Annotated in this window: 22 protein-coding genes; 11 read left to right on the forward strand and 11 right to left on the reverse strand. The window is 72.5% G+C overall.

What is annotated here, in order from left to right; all coding sequences use genetic code 11:
• Positions 1–10: 10 nt before the first annotated feature.
• Together BMY89_RS00215 and BMY89_RS00220 are read right to left on the reverse strand one after the other, a co-directional pair.
• Entirely contained in the window at positions 11–1024 is a 1014-nt protein-coding gene (locus BMY89_RS00215) for an ABC transporter permease subunit (protein ID WP_092373374.1), read from the reverse strand.
• Complete coding sequence (locus tag BMY89_RS00220) at positions 1021–2037, reverse strand: ABC transporter ATP-binding protein (RefSeq protein ID WP_092373375.1); 1017 nt, start codon at positions 2035–2037, stop codon at positions 1021–1023. The genes BMY89_RS00215 and BMY89_RS00220 overlap by 4 nt, the downstream gene beginning before the upstream one ends.
• A 103-nt stretch (positions 2038–2140) precedes the next feature.
• Between BMY89_RS00220 and BMY89_RS00225 the strand changes: the two genes are divergently transcribed.
• Positions 2141–2983, forward strand: coding sequence for an ABC transporter ATP-binding protein (locus BMY89_RS00225; RefSeq protein ID WP_092373377.1), 843 nt, complete (start codon positions 2141–2143; stop codon positions 2981–2983).
• Between the two features lie 7 nt (positions 2984–2990).
• Positions 2991–3890 (forward strand): ribokinase, encoded by a 900-nt coding sequence (locus BMY89_RS00230; protein ID WP_092373379.1) that lies wholly within the window; start codon positions 2991–2993, stop codon positions 3888–3890.
• 4 nt (positions 3891–3894) lie between these two features.
• On the opposite strand, the gene BMY89_RS00235 is transcribed toward BMY89_RS00230, so the two are convergent.
• On the reverse strand, positions 3895–4863 hold the full coding sequence (locus BMY89_RS00235) for a helix-turn-helix domain-containing protein (RefSeq protein ID WP_092373381.1): 969 nt from the start codon (positions 4861–4863) through the stop codon (positions 3895–3897).
• Between the two features lie 71 nt (positions 4864–4934).
• Here BMY89_RS00235 and BMY89_RS00240 point away from each other — a divergent pair, with 71 nt between their 5' ends.
• A complete protein-coding gene (locus BMY89_RS00240; protein WP_092373383.1) occupies positions 4935–5393 on the forward strand; it encodes a rhodanese-like domain-containing protein in 459 nt (152 codons plus the stop codon).
• Positions 5394–5408: 15 nt separating this feature from the next.
• Here the strand turns inward: BMY89_RS00240 and BMY89_RS00245 are convergent, their stop codons facing one another.
• The 3 genes from BMY89_RS00245 to BMY89_RS00255 all read right to left on the reverse strand — a co-directional run bounded on the left by BMY89_RS00245 (position 5409) and on the right by BMY89_RS00255 (position 7245).
• Positions 5409–6164: a hypothetical protein gene (locus BMY89_RS00245; RefSeq protein ID WP_092373385.1), complete on the reverse strand. Its 756-nt coding sequence runs from the start codon at positions 6162–6164 to the stop codon at positions 5409–5411.
• 45 nt (positions 6165–6209) lie between these two features.
• Complete coding sequence (locus BMY89_RS00250) at positions 6210–6692, reverse strand: DUF6232 family protein (RefSeq protein WP_092375230.1); 483 nt, start codon at positions 6690–6692, stop codon at positions 6210–6212.
• Positions 6693–6768: 76 nt separating this feature from the next.
• Entirely contained in the window at positions 6769–7245 is a 477-nt protein-coding gene (locus BMY89_RS00255) for a DUF6232 family protein (protein ID WP_092373387.1), read from the reverse strand.
• 99 nt (positions 7246–7344) lie between these two features.
• Here BMY89_RS00255 and BMY89_RS00260 point away from each other — a divergent pair, with 99 nt between their 5' ends.
• On the forward strand, positions 7345–8118 hold the full coding sequence (locus BMY89_RS00260; RefSeq protein ID WP_092373389.1) for an enoyl-CoA hydratase/isomerase family protein: 774 nt from the start codon (positions 7345–7347) through the stop codon (positions 8116–8118).
• Positions 8119–8192: 74 nt separating this feature from the next.
• A complete protein-coding gene (locus tag BMY89_RS00265) occupies positions 8193–9815 on the forward strand; it encodes an acetolactate synthase (protein WP_092373391.1) in 1623 nt (540 codons plus the stop codon).
• Positions 9816–9839: 24 nt separating this feature from the next.
• Here the strand turns inward: BMY89_RS00265 and BMY89_RS00270 are convergent, their stop codons facing one another.
• Genes BMY89_RS00270 through BMY89_RS00280 form a run of 3 tightly spaced genes read right to left on the reverse strand, consistent with a single transcriptional unit; the run spans position 9840 to position 10972 of the window.
• A complete protein-coding gene (locus tag BMY89_RS00270) occupies positions 9840–10253 on the reverse strand; it encodes a PLD nuclease N-terminal domain-containing protein (RefSeq protein ID WP_092373392.1) in 414 nt (137 codons plus the stop codon).
• Between the two features lie 30 nt (positions 10254–10283).
• Complete coding sequence (locus tag BMY89_RS00275; RefSeq protein ID WP_092373393.1) at positions 10284–10586, reverse strand: DUF202 domain-containing protein; 303 nt, start codon at positions 10584–10586, stop codon at positions 10284–10286.
• Positions 10586–10972: a YidH family protein gene (locus tag BMY89_RS00280; protein ID WP_092373395.1), complete on the reverse strand. Its 387-nt coding sequence runs from the start codon at positions 10970–10972 to the stop codon at positions 10586–10588. The genes BMY89_RS00275 and BMY89_RS00280 overlap by 1 nt, the downstream gene beginning before the upstream one ends.
• Positions 10973–11013: 41 nt before the next feature.
• Between BMY89_RS00280 and BMY89_RS00285 the strand changes: the two genes are divergently transcribed.
• The 4 genes from BMY89_RS00285 to BMY89_RS00300 all read left to right on the forward strand — a co-directional run bounded on the left by BMY89_RS00285 (position 11014) and on the right by BMY89_RS00300 (position 14106).
• Positions 11014–11811, forward strand: a complete 798-nt coding sequence (locus BMY89_RS00285; RefSeq protein ID WP_092373397.1) for a GNAT family N-acetyltransferase — start codon at positions 11014–11016, stop codon at positions 11809–11811.
• 2 nt (positions 11812–11813) lie between these two features.
• Complete coding sequence (locus BMY89_RS00290) at positions 11814–12230, forward strand: hypothetical protein (protein WP_092373399.1); 417 nt, start codon at positions 11814–11816, stop codon at positions 12228–12230.
• 124 nt (positions 12231–12354) lie between these two features.
• Positions 12355–13134 (forward strand): electron transfer flavoprotein subunit beta/FixA family protein, encoded by a 780-nt coding sequence (locus BMY89_RS00295; protein WP_092373401.1) that lies wholly within the window; start codon positions 12355–12357, stop codon positions 13132–13134.
• A 12-nt stretch (positions 13135–13146) separates the two neighbouring features.
• The gene (locus BMY89_RS00300; RefSeq protein ID WP_092373403.1) at positions 13147–14106 is read left to right on the forward strand and encodes an electron transfer flavoprotein subunit alpha/FixB family protein; all 960 of its coding nucleotides are present in this window, start codon (positions 13147–13149) and stop codon (positions 14104–14106) included.
• Between the two features lie 99 nt (positions 14107–14205).
• Here BMY89_RS00300 and BMY89_RS00305 read toward each other — a convergent pair whose 3' ends face one another.
• Positions 14206–14970: an anti-sigma factor gene (locus tag BMY89_RS00305; RefSeq protein WP_092373405.1), complete on the reverse strand. Its 765-nt coding sequence runs from the start codon at positions 14968–14970 to the stop codon at positions 14206–14208.
• On the reverse strand, positions 14924–15526 hold the full coding sequence (locus BMY89_RS00310; RefSeq protein ID WP_092373407.1) for an RNA polymerase sigma factor: 603 nt from the start codon (positions 15524–15526) through the stop codon (positions 14924–14926). Before BMY89_RS00310 ends, BMY89_RS00305 begins: the two co-directional genes overlap by 47 nt.
• A gap of 230 nt (positions 15527–15756) precedes the next feature.
• Here BMY89_RS00310 and BMY89_RS00315 point away from each other — a divergent pair, with 230 nt between their 5' ends.
• Together BMY89_RS00315 and BMY89_RS00320 are read left to right on the forward strand one after the other, a co-directional pair.
• Positions 15757–16587, forward strand: coding sequence for a DUF4397 domain-containing protein (locus tag BMY89_RS00315; RefSeq protein WP_092373409.1), 831 nt, complete (start codon positions 15757–15759; stop codon positions 16585–16587).
• Positions 16584–17234, forward strand: a complete 651-nt coding sequence (locus BMY89_RS00320; protein ID WP_092373411.1) for a class F sortase — start codon at positions 16584–16586, stop codon at positions 17232–17234. The genes BMY89_RS00315 and BMY89_RS00320 overlap by 4 nt, the downstream gene beginning before the upstream one ends.
• The last annotated feature ends 27 nt before the right edge of the window (positions 17235–17261 follow it).

Genomic DNA, 17261 nt, shown 5'->3' on the forward strand with positions numbered 1-17261 from the left:
GCCGCGCGGCTCAGATCAGGTCACGGCGCCGGAAGAGGGTGAAGGCCGCCGCGGTGAGCCCGGCGGTGAGCAGCAGCAGCACGGCCATCGCCGGCTGCCAGGTCAGGGTGTAGCTGCCGTCGCAGTAGCCGGTGACCGGGCCCGCGCAGGCGTTGTTGTCCCAGAAGCCGACCTCGCCGGCCAGCCACACGCTGACATAGCTGGACAGCATGAGCTGATCCGGCCGGGCCACCTCCACGATCTGCAGCACGATCCGCCCGCCGAGCTCCCACACCACCACGTACGCCGCCAGCGCGCCGAGCGCCGCCGAGGTGTGCCGGCCCACCGTGGCGATGGAGAAACCCGCCGCCGCGGTGAGCAGCACCAGCGTCAGGCCGCGACCCCAGATCGCGCCCAGCTCCGCCCAGAACGCCGCGTTCGTCGGGCCCGGGTAGCCGGCGACCTGGGCGATGACCCAGAAGGTGACCAGGTAGGCCAGTGAGGCGAGCACCGACAGCACCAGTACCGCCCCGAGCAGGGTGCCGAGCTTGGCGCCGAGCACCGTGAGCCGACGTGGTCGCCACAGCAGCAGGTTGACCACCCCGCCGGAGTTCAGGTCGGCGCCGATGTACGACGCGCCGACCAGGAAACCGAACAGCACCAGGTACGCGATGAGGAAGTACAGCAGCGGCCGGGCCTGATTGGTGAAGGTGAAGACGCCGCTCAGGTAGTCGGCGGCCACCGGCGACTGGTCCCGCCGGCCCGGATCGATATCGCTGCAGTCGGGCGGCAGGTAGGTGTATTCGCCGGTGGGTCGCGGCTCGCCCCGATCCCGGGCCAGGCACCGCTCGTGCTGCAGCTCCATGCCGCGCCGGTCTGCGGCGGCCTGCCGCTGCGCCTCGGCCAGCTCGACCGCGCTCGGCTGGTGCGAACCGGCCAGCGTCGTCGCCGCCGTCACCCCGAACGCGAACACCAGCAGCACCACCATGAGCTGCACGAAGCGGCGGGCGGCCAGCCGCTCCACCTCGGCCCGGATCAGGTTCACGAGGTCACTCCCCGGAAGTCGTCGAGGTCGATCTGCCGGCCGACGGCCGGATCGTGGTGCGGCGTCGACCCGTCCACCTGTCGGGGCACCGCAGGGCTCGCCGGGGTGCCGGTCAGCTCCAGGAAGACGCTCTCCAGGTCCGGCCGCATCGGGGTCAGCTCGCGTACCCAGACGCCCTGCTCACCCAGCGTCCGGCTGACCGTCGCCGGATCCGCCACCTCGCCGACGACCAGGTGGTCGACGTGCCCGGTGACCGCCATCCCGGCGGCCGTGAGCAACTCTTCGGCCCGGGTCAGGTCGTCGGCGCGGACCAGACACTCGTGGCGGTCGAAACCGGCCAGCACCTCCGTCACCGGCCCGGCCGCCACCCGCCGGCCCCGCGAGATGATCGTCACGTGGTCGCAGATCAGCTGGATCTCGGCCAGGATGTGGCTGGAGACCAGCACCGTCACCCCGTCGGCCGCGAGCCCGCGCACCAGGTCCCGCATCTCCCGGATGCCCGCCGGGTCGAGCCCGTTCGCCGGCTCGTCCAGGATCAGCAGCTCGGGGCGTTTGAGCAGGGCAGAGGCGACCGCGAGGCGCTGCTTCATGCCCAGCGAGTAGCCCTTGACCCGCTCGTGGCTCCGATCGGCCAGACCCACCTGCGCCAGCACCTCGTCGACTCGGCCGACCGGTACGCCACCGGCCAGGGCGAGCAGTCGCAGCGTGCGGTACGCGGTGAAGTTGCCGTAGAACTGCGGGCTCTCCACGATCGCGCCGACCCGACCGGCGACCTGGGGCAACTGCTCCGGCGCGCTGGCACCGAGCACCCGCATCCGCCCGTCGTCGGCGCGTACCAGCCCGAGCAGCGCCCGCAGCGTGGTCGTCTTGCCCGACCCGTTCGGCCCGAGGAAGCCGTGCACCTGGCCGGCCTCGACCAGCAGGTCGAAACCGTCCACCGCGACCCGTCGCCCCCGGCGCAGACTGTGGAAGGTCTTGCGAAGACCCTCGATCTCGATGACCCCACTGGTCATGGACGGCCCCTCCGGGTGGGGTGAGCAACGACACGGCGCCTCACCCTACGGCCGGGGTGCCCGCCCGTGGGGGCACCCCGGCGTTGCGTGGTTGGATGGGCTGGTGACTGGTGACCTGATCCCCGGTGCCGCCGGCGCCGCACCCGCCCCCTCGCCCGTGGACGCGGATCTGGTGGTCAGCCTCGACGGCGTCGTCGTACGCCGGTCCGGCACCGCCCTGCTGCACGACGTAGACTGGCGGGTCGAGCTGGACGAACGCTGGGTGGTGCTGGGGCCCAACGGCGCAGGCAAGACCACCCTGCTCAACCTCGCCGCCGGCCGACTGCACCCCACCACCGGCACCGCGCACGTGCTGGGCGAGCGGATCGGCCGCACCGACGTCACGGAGCTGCGTACCCGCATCGGTCTCTCCACCGCCGCGCTCGCCGAGCGGCTGCCAGCCGAGGAGCGGGTCGCCGACGTGGTGATGACCGCGGCCTGGTCGGTTGTCGGCCGGTGGCGGGAGGACTACGACCCCGCCGACGCGGCCCGGGCTGGTGCCCTGCTGGACCAGTTGGGCGTCGGCGCGTTGGCCGACCGGACGTACGGCACCCTCTCGGAGGGCGAGCGCAAGCGGGTGCAGATCGCCCGAGCGTTGATGACCGACCCGGAGCTGCTGCTGCTCGACGAGCCGGCGGCCGGGCTGGACCTGGGCGGCCGGGAGGACCTGGTGGCCCGCCTCGCCGAGCTGGCGCAGGATCCGGACGCCCCGGCGCTGGTGCTGGTCACCCACCACGTGGAGGAGATTCCGCCCGGCTTCACCCATGCGCTGCTGCTGCGCGAGGGCACCGTGATGGCGCAGGGGCTGCTGGACGACACGCTCACCGCCGACAATCTCACCAAGACCTTCGGCCTGCCGCTGCTCGTGGAACGCAACGGCGACCGGTACACCGCCCGCGCCGCCTGAGGCCGCTGTGCGACAGACCCGCATCGTCGTGGTGGGTAGCGCGAACATGGACCTGGTCGCCATCGCGCCGGCACTGCCCCGGCCGGGGGAGACCATGCTCGGCACCGACTTCGTCACCGTGCCGGGCGGCAAGGGTGCCAACCAGGCCATCGCCGCCGCCCGGGCCGGCGCCGCCAGCACCTTCCTCGGCGCGATCGGCTCGGACTCGTTCGGGGTGACCCTGCGGGCCCGGATCACCGCCGCCGGGGTCGACACCAGCCAGCTGCGTACCACCTACGGTGCCTCCGGGGTGGCCCTGGTCATGGTCAACGCCGAGGGCGAGAACGCCATCCTGGTGACGCCGGGCGCGAACGCCTCGCTGACCGCGCTCACCGAGACCGAGATCGCCGCCGTACGCGACGCCGACGTGCTGGTCGCGCAGCTGGAGATCCCGGTGGAGACGGTGACGCAGGCGGCGGTGGCCGCCCGTGCCGCCGGTACCCGGGTGGTGCTCAACGCGGCGCCCGCCGTCGGGCTACCGCCGGAGCTGCTCGCCGCCGTGGACCTGCTGGTGGTCAACGAGAACGAGGCGCAGGCGTACACCGGCCGGGGTCGGGAGGATCCGCACGCACTGCTCGACCTGGTGCCCCGGGCGGTGCTCACCCTCGGCGCGCAGGGCGCCTGGTACGGCGACCGGGACGGCACCGCCGTGTACGTGCCCGCCGTCGGCGTCGAGACGGTCGACTCGACCGCCGCCGGGGACGCGTTCACCGCTGCGCTCGCGGTGGCCTGGGGCGAGGGCCGGGACCTGGTCGACGCGGTGCGCTGGGCGGCGGCGGCCGGCGCGGCCTGCGTCCGCCGGCTCGGCGCCAGCGTGTCGCTGCCGCAGCGGGCCGAGATCGATGAGCTCTACGTGCCGATGCCCTGACCGGTCAACCGCTGCCGCTTCGAAATGCCCGGCGGTACGCCGACGGTGAGGTCCGCATCGCCCGGGCGAAGTGGTGGCGGTAGGTCACCGGGGCGTCGAAGCCGACTGCCGTGGCGATCTGCGCGACCGGTGCGTCGGTGGTCTCCAGCAGCGCCAGGCTGGTCCGGATCCGCTGCTCGACCAGCCACCGGATGGGGCTGGTGCCGGTGGCCCGGGCGAAGTGCCGCAGATAGGTGCGGGGCGACATGTGCGCCTGCCGGGCGAGCCGGGCCACGGTGAGCGGCTCCGTCAGGTTGGCCAGTGCCCAGGCGATGCTGCCGGCGATCCGGTCGTCGTCCGGGCCGAGGGCCACCGGCGCCTCGATGAACTGTGCCTGGCCGCCGTCGCGGTGCGGCGGGATCACCAGCCGGCGGGCCACCGCGTTGGCGATCGCCGCGCCGTGGTCGCGCCGGACCACGTGCACACACAGGTCCAGGCCGGCGGCGCTGCCGGCGCTGGTGAGGATGTCCCCGTCGTCCAGGTACAGCACGTCGGGATCCACCTGCACCCGGGGGTACCGGCGGGCCAGCAGCTCCGCGTACCGCCAGTGGGTGGTGGCCCGTCGGCCGTCCAGCAGCCCCGCCCCGGCCAGCGCGAACGCACCGGAGCAGATGGACAGCACCCGGGCGCCGGCCCGGTGCGCCCGGCGCAGGGCGGCGACCAGCTCCGGTGACGGAACCCCGTGTACGTCGGGCACTCCGGGAACGATGACGGTCGCGGCGGCGGCCAGCTCCGCCAGTCCGTGCGGGCTGTGCAGGCTGGCCCCGCCGAGCACCGGCGTCGGGCCGGGCCGCTCGGCGCAGACCCGCAGGTCGTACCAGGGCACGCCGAGCTCGGGGCGGGGCAGTCCGAAGACCTCCGTGACGATCCCGGTCTCGAAGACCGACATACCGGGGTACGCGAGCACGGCCACACTGCGGTCGACCGGGGCCATGGCCGGATATTAGCGGAGTACGGCGTTGCCGCCACTCGCCCGCCGGCCGGCGCTGGCCGACGATCGGTGTCATGACCCGAACCTTCGCCGTACCGGCCGCCGAATCGCACACCGCCGTGGCCCACCTCCTCACCCGGCTGCAGGTCGAGACCGACGTTGCCGACGTGCACGCCGACCTCACCGCCGGGGTGCCCGACCTGGTGGTGGTCGACTCCCGTGGCGACGTCGCCTGGGAACAGGGCCATCTGCCGGGCGCCGTGCACCTGCCCACCGCCCAGATCGCCGAGCGGGCCGCCGCGACGGTGCCGCCGGGTGCCCGGGTGGTCACGTACTGCTGGGGTCCCGGCTGCGACGGCGCCACCCGGGCGGCGCTGGAGTTCGCCCGGCTCGGCTACCCGGTCAAGGAGATGCGCGGCGGCTACGAGTACTGGGTCCGGGAGGGTCTTGCGGTGGTCACCACCACGGGGTCGATCCGCCGGCCGGTGGACGACCTGACCGCCCCCCGACCGGCCGTCGGCTGCGACTGCTGAGACCGGCTCGCGCCGTCAGCCGGCGTCGTCGTTGAGCTTCTCGCCGCGCCGACGCAGCATGCCCAGGCCGGGGATGCCTGCCACGGCGAGCTTGAGGTCCCGGGTCACGTCGAGCAGGTCGTGCAGGTCCGGGCCGACCCGGTCAAGGGTGGCCAGGATCGGCAGGACGTCCGAGGTGATGTGCTCCCGCAGCTTCGGCAGCTCGTCGACGAGGCGTACCGCCGCGGTCAGCTCCTCGTGGCTGAGCTGCTCCACGAAGTGGTTGGCCATCGGGGCGGCCCGCCGCAGCGCCGGCTCGTAGGCCGCCAGCAGTTCGGCGGCGGTGGCCGCCGCCTCGGCCGCCGTGCCCACCGTCTCGGCGGCCCGCCCGGCCACCGACTGCGCCGCGTCCACCACGCCGGCCGCGACCCGGGCCACCCGATCGGCCTGGGCTACCACCACCGAGGCGGCGGTCGAGACCTGTCGGGCCTCGCCGATCACCACGGCCGCCGCGGTGGCGACCTCGGTGGCGGTGTCCACGGCGGTGGTGGCGGCGGCGCTGATCACCGCCACCTCGCGGACCGCCACCTCCGCGTCGCTGAGCACCCGGTCGGTCCGGTCCAGGGTCTCCTCGATCCGGTCCACCACCCCGTTGATCCTGGTCAGCAGCGCCTCCACGCCGTCGAGCACGGCGAAAGCGCGGGCCGGGATCGCGGCGAAGGAAGCGGCGGAGTCGAGTGCGGAACGGGTGAGACCGACGACCGCCGTGGGCCGGGGAAGGGGGAGTGCCATGGGATCAAGTGTGCGTCGGACCGGCCACCGGCGCCGGGCCACGGTTCACCAGTGGTCGCCCTGCTGCTCCACGGCGCGTTGCACCGCCCGGTAGATCTGCCCGAAACGCAGCGCGTCGGGTGTCCGCAGCAGCATGACCTCCTGCTGGCGGTACTGCACCCACAGCTCCTGCACCCGGTTGCCGCGTTCGTACGAGCGGTCCAGCCAGCCGAGGGGGATCTCCAGGAACGGAACCAGCGCCAACGTGATGATCACGCATGCGGCGAGCACGGTCAGCGCCGGCAGCCACTCGCCCCGATCCTGGGCGGACCAGGCGAGCGACAGTACGCAGACCAACCCGATCAGCGGGGGCAGGGACAGCAGCAGGACCAGCACGCCGCGCCCGAGCACCCGACCGCGTACCGCGAGCGTGGTGCGTCCCTTCGCATGCCACACGTAGGTGACCTCGGTGATCGGAATGACGTGTCCTCCGGCCCGGATCGACTCGGAGGTCACCTGCACCGCGTCGTCCCGGTAATAGAGCGCCATCACTAAGCCTAAGCATCTGCGGGCAACCGGTGGCTGTCGTTTCGCTGCTGGTTTGCCCCGGAGCCCAAGCCGGTGGTCAGGGGCGGCGCGGCGGGGTGGGGTGGCGGGCCTCCATGGCGCGTTGCACAGCGCGGTAGATCTGCCCGAAGCGTAGGGCGTCCGGCGTGCGCAGCAGTCGTACCGGGTGACCGCGCCAGCGGATCCAGACCTCCCGTTGGCGGCTGCCCCGGGCGTAGGAGCGGTCGAAGTACTCGAAGAGCTGGTCGGCGATCGGGGCTGCGGCGAGCCCGATCAGGATGGAGACACCGATGACCGCGACGGTGACGGTCGCCGAGCCGTCGAGCCAGACGGCGAGTGCGATGCCGAGCACGGCAGCCACCAGCGGGCCGATCATCGCCGCGCCGAGCGCGCCGCGGCCGGCCAGCACCCGCCAGGAGAGGCTGCCCCGATGGTGCCAGACCTCGCTGATCTCGGCCAGCGGGTAGGTGTGGTCGTCGACCGTCACGGCGGTAGAGGTGACCAGGACGGACCTGTCGTCGTAGTACGTGACCATCACGGGAACTCCGGGTCGCGGGACTGGCACCACACTACGTGCCGAACGAGTCGGGTCGTAAGGTTGGCACGCGACTTCGACGAGGAAGTGAGGCTCAGCGTGGGCGAGTTCGTGCGGCTGGAGACCAAGGACGGCATCGGCACCATCCGGCTGGAGCGGCCGCCGATGAACGCCCTCAACACCCAGGTGCAGGAGGAGTTGCGCGCCGCCGCCGCGGCCGCCACCGCCGCCGCCGAGGTCCGCGCGGTCATCGTGTACGGCGGAGAGAAGGTCTTCGCCGCCGGTGCCGACATCAAGGAGATGGCGGACATGTCCTACGTGGACATGGCCGACCGGGCCGCCGACCTCTCCAGCGCGCTCGGCGCGATCGCCCGGATCCCCAAGCCCGTCGTCGCCGCGATCACCGGCTACGCCCTCGGCGGCGGCTGTGAGCTGGCGCTGGCCTGTGACTGGCGGGTGGTGGCCGACGACGCCAAGCTCGGCCAGCCCGAGATCAAGCTCGGCATCATCCCCGGCGCCGGCGGTACCCAGCGGCTGGCCCGGCTGGTCGGTCCGGCCCGCGCCAAGGATCTGATCATGTCCGGTCGGATGGTCGACGCGCAGGAGGCGTTGCGGATCGGCCTGGCCGACCGGGTCGCCCCGGCCGCCGAGGTCTACGACGCGGCGGTGGCGCTGGTGCGGCCGTACCTGGCCGGTCCGATGCAGGCGCTGCGCGCGGCGAAGCTCGCCGTCGACGGCGGTCTCGACATGGACCTGAATTCGGGCCTGGCCTGGGAGAGTCAGCTCTTCGCGGCGCTGTTCGCCACCGACGACCGGCGTGAGGGAATGACGGCGTTCGTGGCGAAGCGAAAGCCGGACTTCACCGGCCGCTGAGCCTGAGAACGGTTCACATTCCTCCTACTGGCCAGTAGCGTGTGACTCCGGTCAGCCGACGAGAAGGAGCGGGAATGACGGAGCGGATCGAAGGCCACGGCGGGGAACTCGCGCTCGCGGCGCTGCGCGCCTACGGGGTACGGGAGATGTTCACCCTCTCCGGCGGGCACGTGTTCCCGCTCTACGACGCCGCGTACAAGAACGACTTCCCGATCTACGACGTACGGCACGAGCAGTCCGCCGTCTTCGCCGCCGAGGCGGTGGCGAAGCTCCAGCGCCGCCCCGGCCTGGCCGTGCTCACCGCCGGCCCCGGCGTGACCAACGGCATCTCCGGTCTGACCAGCGCCTACTTCAACGCCTCACCGGTGCTGGTGCTGGGCGGACGGGCCCCGCAGTTCCGCTGGGGCTCGGGCAGCCTCCAGGAGATGGACCACCTGCCGCTGGTCGCCCCGGTCACCAAGCACGCCGAGACGGTGTTCAGCGCCGACGACATCCCCCGGGCGGTCGCCGCCGCGCTGAGCACCGCGCTCACCCCGCACCGTGGCCCGGTCTTCCTCGACTTCCCCCTCGAGGCGATCTTCTCGGTGGGTGACGCGGAGCTGCCGGCCGGTCCGGACATCGCCCCGGTCGAGGCCGACCCAGACGAGGTGGCCACCGCCGCCGGCCTGATCGCGGGCGCGGCGCGTCCGGTGATCATCGCCGGCTCGGACGTCTGGACCGGCGACGCCGTGGACGCCCTGCGGGCCGCGGCGGAGGCGCTGACCGTGCCGGTCTTCACCAACGGCATGGGCCGGGGCGCGCTGCCGCCGGAGCACCCGCTGGCCTTCGCCAAGGCCCGCCGGGTGGCCCTCTCCGGTGCCGACGTGGTCGTCGTGGTGGGCACCCCGCTGGACTTCCGGCTCTCCTTCGGTGACTTCGGTGACGCCAAGGTGGTGCACATCGTCGACGCGCCCAGCCAGCGCGCCGGTCATCTGCAGCCCGCCGCCGCGCCCGCCGGTGACCTGCGTGGCATCCTCACCGCCCTCGCCAACCACCCCGGCGGCCGGGTCGACCACGGCGACTGGGTCGCGCAGCTGCGTAGCGCCGAGGACGCCGCGAAGGCACGCGACGCCGAGGAGATGGCCGCCGAGACCGACCCGATCCGTCCGGCCCGGGTCTACGGCGAGCTGCGCAAGGTCCTCGCCCGCGACGCGGTCACCATCGGCGACGGCGGTGACTTCGTCTCGTACGCCGGTCGCTACCTGGAGCCGGCGCAGCCCGGCACCTGGCTCGACCCGGGCCCGTACGGCTGCCTCGGCACCGGCATGGGCTACGCGATGGGTGCCCGGGTCACTCATCCGGACCGGCAGGTCTGCGTGCTGATGGGTGACGGGGCGGCCGGCTTCTCGCTGATGGACGTGGAGTCCCTGGTCCGGCAGAAGCTGCCGGTGGTCATCGTGGTCGGCAACAACGGCATCTGGGGTCTGGAGAAGCACCCGATGCGGGCCATGTACGGCTACGACGTGGCCGCCGACCTCCAGCCCGAGCTGCGCTACGACCACGTGGTCAGCGCGCTCGGCGGGGCGGGCGAGACGGTCGCGAAGGCGGCTGACCTGGGCGGGGCTCTTCAGCGGGCGTTCGACGCCGGGGTGCCGTACCTGGTGAACGTGCTCACCGACCCGGCCGACGCGTACCCCCGTTCCTCGAATCTGGCCTGATCCGCCGGCCCCGCCCCGGCGGTCCTACACCTCGGGGCGGGGTTCCTCGCGCGGCGGCTCGCCGTCGCGCTTGCGCAGGTCGTCCTCGCGCTTGCGCAGGTCGTCCTCCCAGCGGCGGAAGAGCTCCTGGTCCTCCTTGTGGGAGCGTTCCTCGATCGACCGGAGGAACTCGGGATCGTCGTCGGGCGCGACCGGACGGGTACGTGCCGCCGGGCGACCACCCGTCGCCCAGGGCGTCGAGGTGCCACCGGCCTTGCGGTCCCGGCCGGCGACGAACCAGGCGATCGAGCCGACCAGCGGGAAGAACAGGATGATCAGCACCCAGGCGATCCGGGGCAGGTGGCGGATGCCGTCCTCCTCGGCGGAGAGGCAGCTGATCAGGGCGCAGACGGCGAGGACGACCTGCACCAGGAAGACGAGGATGTAGAGCCGGGCCATGCGACCATCATGGCCTACCCGGCGCAGCGGTCACAGTCCGCGCAGCACCAGCGCGATGCCGAGCAGCGCGAACCCGGCGGTGGTCAGGCCCACCACGGCGAGGATCCGCCCCCCGGTGCGGGACACTCCGGTGCCGGTCGCCCGCCGCCAACAGAGCGTGACGGCGGCCGCCCAGCCGAGGATGGCCAGCGCCGCCGACACCAGTTCGGCCGGGCCGCCGTGCAGTGCGAGCCGCACGGTCAGCATCGTGACCACCGTCATCGCCAGGGCGGTGCGCCGCCAGGCCAGCCGGGTGCGTTCGGGCTGCAGTCCGGGGTCGCGGGAGGCCGTCATCAGGTCATCGCGCCGGCCAGCACCGCCACCACCAGCGACAGCGCGCCGAGGCCGACGATCAGGGCGAGTACGGCCGGGAAGCGGGACGCGGGCAACTCCTCGCCGAGCCGGATGGCGCGTTCGGTGCGCGCCCAGTGGTCGACGGCCCGGATCGCCACCGCGCCGCCGAGCAGCAGCAGTGCCACGGCGATCGCCTCACGCAGGTGGACCAGCGGCAGGGTGGGCAGGAACTGGGCGGCGGCGAGCCCACCGGCGATCAGCGCCAGCCCGGTACGCAGCCAGGCCAGGAACGTGCGCTCGTTGGCCAGGGAGAAGCGGTAGTCGGGGGTGGTGCCCACCGAACGAAGCTCCTGCGGGTCGAACCAGTTCCTGATCGTCTGCCACACGGGGGTGATTATCCGGGCCCCAGCGGGAATAGCCTGGAAACATGACGGATCTTGATGTGACCACCTTGCGTGCGGCGTACGACGCCCAGCTGCGGCCGGACCTGCCCGACCCGGTGCCCGACGGCGTGAGTGTGCAGTCGGACGGTCCGTTGTTCCGGGTGCTCGGCCTGGATCAGCGGGGTCTGGTGACCTACCGTGACCTCGGTGGGCTGGCCGGTGCCGAACTCGACGAGTTGATCGCCCGGCAGGTGGCGGTGTCCCGCGAGCGGGGCGAGCCGGTGGAGTGGAAGCTGCACGGCCACGACGAACCGGCGGACCTGCCGCAGCGCCTGCGCGCCGCCGGCTTCGTGCCGGAGGACCAGGAGACCGTCGTGGTCGGCCCGATCGCCCCGCTGGCCTCCGCGCTGCCGGTGGTGCCCGAGGGCGTACGCCTGCGTGAGGTGACCGGGCGGGCGGATCTGGACCGGATCGCGCAGCTGAAGAGCCAGGTGTGGGGGCGTGACCTGTCCGGACTGGCCGACGCGCTGGAACGGGAGATCGCCGCCGATCCGCAGGCGATCACGGTCGTGGTGGCCGAGGCGGGCGAGACGATGGTGAGCGCCGGTTGGGTGCGGTACCCGGCCGACAGCACGTTCGCCACGCTCTGGGGCGGCTCGACCCTGCCGCAGTGGCGGCGTAAGGGCATCTACCGTGCGCTGGTCAGCTACCGGACCCGGTTGGCCGGGCCGCGTGGCCGGACGTTGGTGCAGGTCGACGCCGGAGACGAGAGCCGTCCGGTGCTGGAGCGACTCGGGCTCGTCCCGGTCACCACCACCACCCCCTACGTCTACACTCCGTGATCATGACCGAGCAGCTGACGGACGACGAGAAGTTGACTCTCAAGACGGGTGCCTTCGGCGCGGTGTTCATGGTCTCGAACGCCGATCCGGGGGTGCTCGCCGTGTTCCGGGAGAGCTTCGCCGCCTCCGGGGCGATGGCTGACGCCAGCGGCGTGGTGAAGGAGGCGCTGACCGGTGGGCCGCTGCCGAAGCTGCCGCGGGACTCGGCGCTGGAGGTCGAGTCGGTGGTGCTGCCGGCGCTGCGTCGGGCACTTGAGATCCTGGCCGAGAAGGCCCCGCAGGACGTCGGTGTCTACCGCGCGGTGGTGCTGACGGCGGCCGATCGGACGGCACGTGCCCACAACGGGGTCAGCCCGGCCGAGGCCGAGGTGGTCGAGCGGATCAGGGGCGTGTTGGGCGAGGATGCTACTGGCAGGTAACCTTGCGTCGTGGGCAACTGCACAACCGCTCACGGTTGACCGCACGGCAACGCACGCGCGAGGCTGCGCCCCAGCACAGGGCGAAGAGATCACACCACCACAGCAGGAGGGTCGTCGAAGCGCGATGAACATCGTCGTACTCGTCAAGCAGGTGCCCGATTCGGGCGCGGACCGCAACCTGCGTACTGACGACAACACTGTCGACCGCGGTTCGGCGAACAACGTCATCAACGAGATGGACGAGTACGCCATCGAGGAGGCGTTGAAGATCAAGGAGGCGCACGGCGGCGAGGTGACGATCCTGACCATGGGTCCGGATCGGGCGACCGAGTCGATCCGTAAGGCGCTGTCGATGGGCCCGGACAAGGCGGTGCACGTGGTGGACGACGCCCTGCACGGCTCCTGCGCGGTGGCCACCTCGAAGGTGCTGGCCGCGGCGCTGGGCCAGCTGAACGCGGACCTGGTGCTCTGCGGCGCCGAGTCGACCGACGGCCGGGTACAGGTGCTGCCGCACATGCTCGCCGAGCGGCTGGGGGTGGCGGCGCTGACCGGTGCCCGCAAGCTCACCGTCGACGGGGCCACGCTGACCGCGGAGCGGCAGACCGAGGAGGGCTACGAGGTGGTCACCGCCTCGACCCCGGCCATCGTCTCCGTGTGGGACACCATCAACGAGCCGCGGTACCCGTCGTTCAAGGGCATCATGGCGGCCAAGAAGAAGCCGGTGCAGACCCTCGCCCTGACCGACCTGGGTGTGGCCGCGGGTGAGGTGGGCCTCGACGGCGCGACCAGCGCCGTGGTGGAACACACCAAGCGCCCGCCGCGCTCGGCCGGGGTGAAGGTCACCGACGAGGGTTCCGGCGGCGTGCAGCTGGTCGAGTTCCTCGCCACCGAGAAGTTCGTGTGAGGGGTGTGGGACATGTCTGAGGTTCTCGTCGTCGTCGAAGCCACTCGGGAGTTCGGCGTCAAGAAGGTCACCCTGGAGATGCTCACCCTGGCCCGGGAGCTGGGCAGCCCGTCGGCGGTGGTGCTCGGCGGGCCCGGTGCCGCCGAGGCGCTCGCCGCCAGGCTGGGTGAGTACGGCGCGGAGAAGATCTACGCGGCCGAGGGTGAGGAGATCGACGGCTACCTGGTGGCGCCGAAGGCCACCGTGGTCGCCGACCTGGTCAAGCGGGTGCAGCCGGCCGCCGTGCTGCTCGCCTCGTCCCAGGAGGGCAAGGAGATCGCCGCCCGGCTGGCGGTGAAGCTGGACAACGGCATCCTGACCGATGTGGTCGCCCTGGCCGCCGACGGCACCGCCACCCAGGTGGCCTTCGCCGGCTCGACCATCGTCACCTCCAAGGTCACCCGTGGTCTGCCGCTGGTCACCGTCCGGCCGAACTCGGTCGCACCGACCCCGGCGGCGGCCACCCCGGCGGTCGAGCAGCTCACCGTCGCCGTCACCGACACCGACAAGCTGGCCAAGGTGGTCGAGCGGGTGGCCGAGCAGAAGGGCTCGCGCCCCGAACTCACCGAGGCCGGTGTGGTCGTCTCCGGCGGTCGTGGCGTCGGCAACGCGGACAACTTCAAGCTGGTCGAGGAGTTGGCGGACCTGCTCGGTGGCGCTGTCGGCGCCTCCCGGGCCGCGGTCGACTCCGGCTTCTACCCGCACCAGTTCCAGGTCGGGCAGACCGGCAAGACCGTCTCCCCGCAGCTCTACGTGGCGCTGGGCATCTCCGGCGCGATCCAGCACCGGGCCGGCATGCAGACCTCGAAGACCATCGTCGCGGTCAACAAGGACGGCGAGGCACCGATCTTCGAGCTGGCCGACTTCGGCGTGGTGGGCGACCTGTTCAAGATCGTCCCGCAGGCCGCCGAGGAGATCCGCAAGCGCAAGTGAGTCGTACGCGCCGCAGCCGCCGTCCGGTTCCGGGCGGCGGCTGCGGCGTTTCTGCCAGGGAGCTGATCGGCGGGCCGGGGAGCTGAACCGGCCCGCCGATCAGCCCGTCAGGGAGCCCCTCAACAGGCTGTCGCCGGAGTGCGCGGTGTTGTTGTCGAACTCCTCGGCCGAGACGTCGACGACCGAGTACTGCCCCAGGTCGACGTTTGGTGGCAACGGCAGCAGCACGTCAGAGCCGCTGCCGAGCAAGCCGACCGAGAACATCTCCATGTTCCGCGGGTTGATGAGCCATACCTCGTAGTACCCCGGTACGGCCGGGAGATTCACCACGTGCAGATGCAGCTCGCCGCTGCCGAGCACGCGGGCGTCGCCTCGGGCCTGTGCCGGGGTCGAGCCGTAGGCGGCGAGCGCGGCGCTGGCCACCACTGCCTGCTCCGGGGGCGTCTCCTCGCGCAGCACGGCGGCGGTGCCGGCTACTCCGACAGCGGCGGCGGCGACCGCCGTGACCGCGGTCACCGCAAGGCGTGACCAGCGTCCGCGCCGAGGCCGGCGCGGCACCGGCGCGGCACCGGCGGCCGGCTCGTCGGCTCCCTGGGCGGGCACCGGTCGCGGCCGGGGACCGGTCAGCGTGGGCAGCTCCGCCGCGGCCCGGATCTCGGCCGTGATGCTCTGCCAGAGGTGCTCCGGCGGGTCGGGCAGGTCGCGCAGACCCTGCGTGGCGGCGCCGAGGCCGGCGACGTGGCGCAGGCTGTCCAACTCGTTGCGGCAGTGCGGGCAGGCGTCGAGGTGGGTGCGGTCGGAGTTGTCCGCCTCGCTCTCACCGAGCGCCAGAAATACCAGCCGGTCGTGCTCCAGGTGCTGCACCGTCCACCTCCCATCTGCGCTTCAGACTCGCCATGCCGCGCCGAATGTGACTCTTCACCGTGCCCAGCGGCACCCCGGTCACCGCCGCGATCTGTTGGTGGGTCAGGTCGTCGAAGAAGGCCAATTCCAGCATGCGTCGCTGCTCGTCCGGCAGCCGCGCCAACTCGTCGGCCACCACCAACCGGTCGACCACGGTGTCCGGGTCGCTGCCGGCGGGGGCCGGGTCGGGTAGTTGGCGTACGGTCTCGACCACCCGGTTCTCCCGGGCGGAGGAGCGCAGCCGGTCGATGACCTTGCGCCGGCCGATCCCCAGCAGCCAGCCGATCAGCGACCCTTTCGCCGGGTCGAAGGTGTCCCGGCCGAGCCAGGCGGCGACGAACGTGGCCTGGGTCACGTCCTCCGCGTCGCTGCGGTTGACCAGGGTGCTGGTGGCCAGGTGGAGGACGGCCCGGCCGTAGCGGTCGTACGCCTCGCGCAGCGCCAGCTCTTCGCCGGCCCGGAAACGGTGGGCCAGCTCATCCTCGGGGGTGCCCGGCTCCTGCCGGGTCCCGGTCACGCGACGGCTCGCCTGGTTGGGGGCATGCCCGACTTTAGCTCGCACCGGCACCGTCCCCTCTGTCAGCCCAGCGGCTCCTCGGCACCTGTTCGTCCGTGCGGCGGCTGCTGGATGCGGTGGTGACCGAAAAAGAAAAGTCGCCTCCGCTCGCATCCGGACGGCGCGGTGCCGGCGTAACTCGAGGTGCACAGCAAGCCTGACGAAACAGCATGAACCACCAGGAGGCAGACATGCAGTTCGCGTACCTTCGCCGCGTCGCCGCGGGCAGCGCGGTCGCCGCGCTGACCTTCGTCGGCGCCGGCATCGCGACGGCGACTCCCGCGTACGCCGCCAGCTCGAAGGTCTCCGTCGTGCACGGCATCCCGGACACCCCGGTCGACGTCTACGTCAACGGGGAGAAGACCCTGGAGAACTTCGAGCCCGGCGACGTGGCCGGGCCGCTCGACCTGGCCGAGGGGCAGTACGACATCGCCCTGACCAAGCCCGGTGAGCCCATCGCGCAGGCCATCCTCACCGCCGACGACGCCGAGGTCCCCGGCGGAGCGAACATCAGCATCGCCGCGCACCTCGACGCCGACGGTCAGCCAACGATCACCCCGTTCGTGAACGACACCGCCAAGGTCGACGCCGGCAAGGCCCGGCTGATCGTCCGGCACACCGCCGCCGCGCCTGCGGTGGACGTGCGGGCCGGTGGCAGCCCGGTCTTCGAGGACCTGACCAACCCGAACGAGGCCAAGGCCGACGTCGACGCGGGCAGCGTCTCGGCGGACGTGGTCCTCGCCGGCACCGACACGGTGGCGATCGGTCCGGCCGACCTCAACCTGCGTGAGGGCACGGCGACGATCGTCTACGCGATCGGCTCCGCCGAGGCGGAGAACCTGGCCGTCGTGGCGCAGACCATCGACGGCCTGCACTCGGCGCCCTCCGGCGTGCCGAGCGGCACCGGCGGGCAGGCCGACACCGGCCTGGGCACCTGGTGGTACGCGTTGGCGGGCACCGGGATCCTGCTGCTGGTCGCGGGCGGGGCACGGGCGGCTGTCGTCCGGTCCGGTCGCCGGTGACCGTGGTCAACCGTGGGGCGCTGGCGGCGGTCGCCGCCGGCGCCGCCGCGCTCGCCGTGGCGGCCGTGGTGGCCGTGGCGTCCCGGCCGACGGGGAGCGTCGGTGCCGAGCAGGCCGCCGCGCTGGCCAGTCCCAGCCCGTCGGCCAGCGGACCATCCGTGGCGGTGGCTCCCGGCGTGCTGCCCGCCGACGCCGAACCGGTGCCACCGGTCCGGCTGCGGATCCCCGAGATCGAAGTCACCGCGCGGGTGAATCCCGTCGGCGTCAACGAACGCACCGGGGAGTTCGAGGTGCCGCCCAGCGTCGACCAGATCGGCTGGTACCGCTATGGTCCCGGTCTCGAAGCCGAGGCCGGCTCGGTGGTGATCGCCGGCCACGTCGACAGCGCCGAGCAGGGCAGAGGGGCCTTCTACCGGCTACGCGACCTGGCCCCGGGCGACACCCTGACGGCCACCGGCGCCGACGGGACCGAGCGGACGTACCGCGTCGTGGCCCGGGAGGAGTACGACAAGACGAAGATCCCCCTGGAGCGCTACTTCGCGCGTGACGGGCGGCCCCGACTGACCCTGATCACCTGTGGCGGACCCTTCGACGCCGACGCCCGCCGGTACCGGGACAACATCGTCGTGACCGCGGAACCGGTCTGACCGCCGATGCCGGGTCATCCGGTCTGC

It is taken from the genome of Micromonospora phaseoli, assembly GCF_900109115.1.
Taxonomy (GTDB): Bacteria; Actinomycetota; Actinomycetes; order Mycobacteriales; family Micromonosporaceae; genus Micromonospora; species Micromonospora phaseoli.

Bases quoted from the DNA above. Each gene is read 5' to 3' on its own strand.
- BMY89_RS00290 (WP_092373399.1), top strand. From the start codon at position 11,814: ATGACCGAGCAGCTGACGGACGACGAGAAGTTGACTCTCAAGACGGGT.
- BMY89_RS00275 (WP_092373393.1), bottom strand. From the start codon at position 10,586: ATGACGGCCTCCCGCGACCCCGGACTGCAGCCCGAACGCACCCGGCTG.
- BMY89_RS00255 (WP_092373387.1), bottom strand. From the start codon at position 7,245: ATGGTCACGTACTACGACGACAGGTCCGTCCTGGTCACCTCTACCGCC.
- BMY89_RS00235 (WP_092373381.1), bottom strand. From the start codon at position 4,863: ATGGCCCCGGTCGACCGCAGTGTGGCCGTGCTCGCGTACCCCGGTATG.
- BMY89_RS00245 (WP_092373385.1), bottom strand. From the start codon at position 6,164: ATGGCACTCCCCCTTCCCCGGCCCACGGCGGTCGTCGGTCTCACCCGT.
- BMY89_RS00295 (WP_092373401.1), top strand. From the start codon at position 12,355: ATGAACATCGTCGTACTCGTCAAGCAGGTGCCCGATTCGGGCGCGGAC.
- BMY89_RS00270 (WP_092373392.1), bottom strand. From the start codon at position 10,253: ATGGCCCGGCTCTACATCCTCGTCTTCCTGGTGCAGGTCGTCCTCGCC.
- BMY89_RS00285 (WP_092373397.1), top strand. From the start codon at position 11,014: ATGACGGATCTTGATGTGACCACCTTGCGTGCGGCGTACGACGCCCAG.
- BMY89_RS00250 (WP_092375230.1), bottom strand. From the start codon at position 6,692: ATGGCGCTCTATTACCGGGACGACGCGGTGCAGGTGACCTCCGAGTCG.
- BMY89_RS00265 (WP_092373391.1), top strand. From the start codon at position 8,193: ATGACGGAGCGGATCGAAGGCCACGGCGGGGAACTCGCGCTCGCGGCG.
- BMY89_RS00315 (WP_092373409.1), top strand. From the start codon at position 15,757: ATGCAGTTCGCGTACCTTCGCCGCGTCGCCGCGGGCAGCGCGGTCGCC.
- BMY89_RS00220 (WP_092373375.1), bottom strand. From the start codon at position 2,037: ATGACCAGTGGGGTCATCGAGATCGAGGGTCTTCGCAAGACCTTCCAC.
- BMY89_RS00240 (WP_092373383.1), top strand. From the start codon at position 4,935: ATGACCCGAACCTTCGCCGTACCGGCCGCCGAATCGCACACCGCCGTG.
- BMY89_RS00300 (WP_092373403.1), top strand. From the start codon at position 13,147: ATGTCTGAGGTTCTCGTCGTCGTCGAAGCCACTCGGGAGTTCGGCGTC.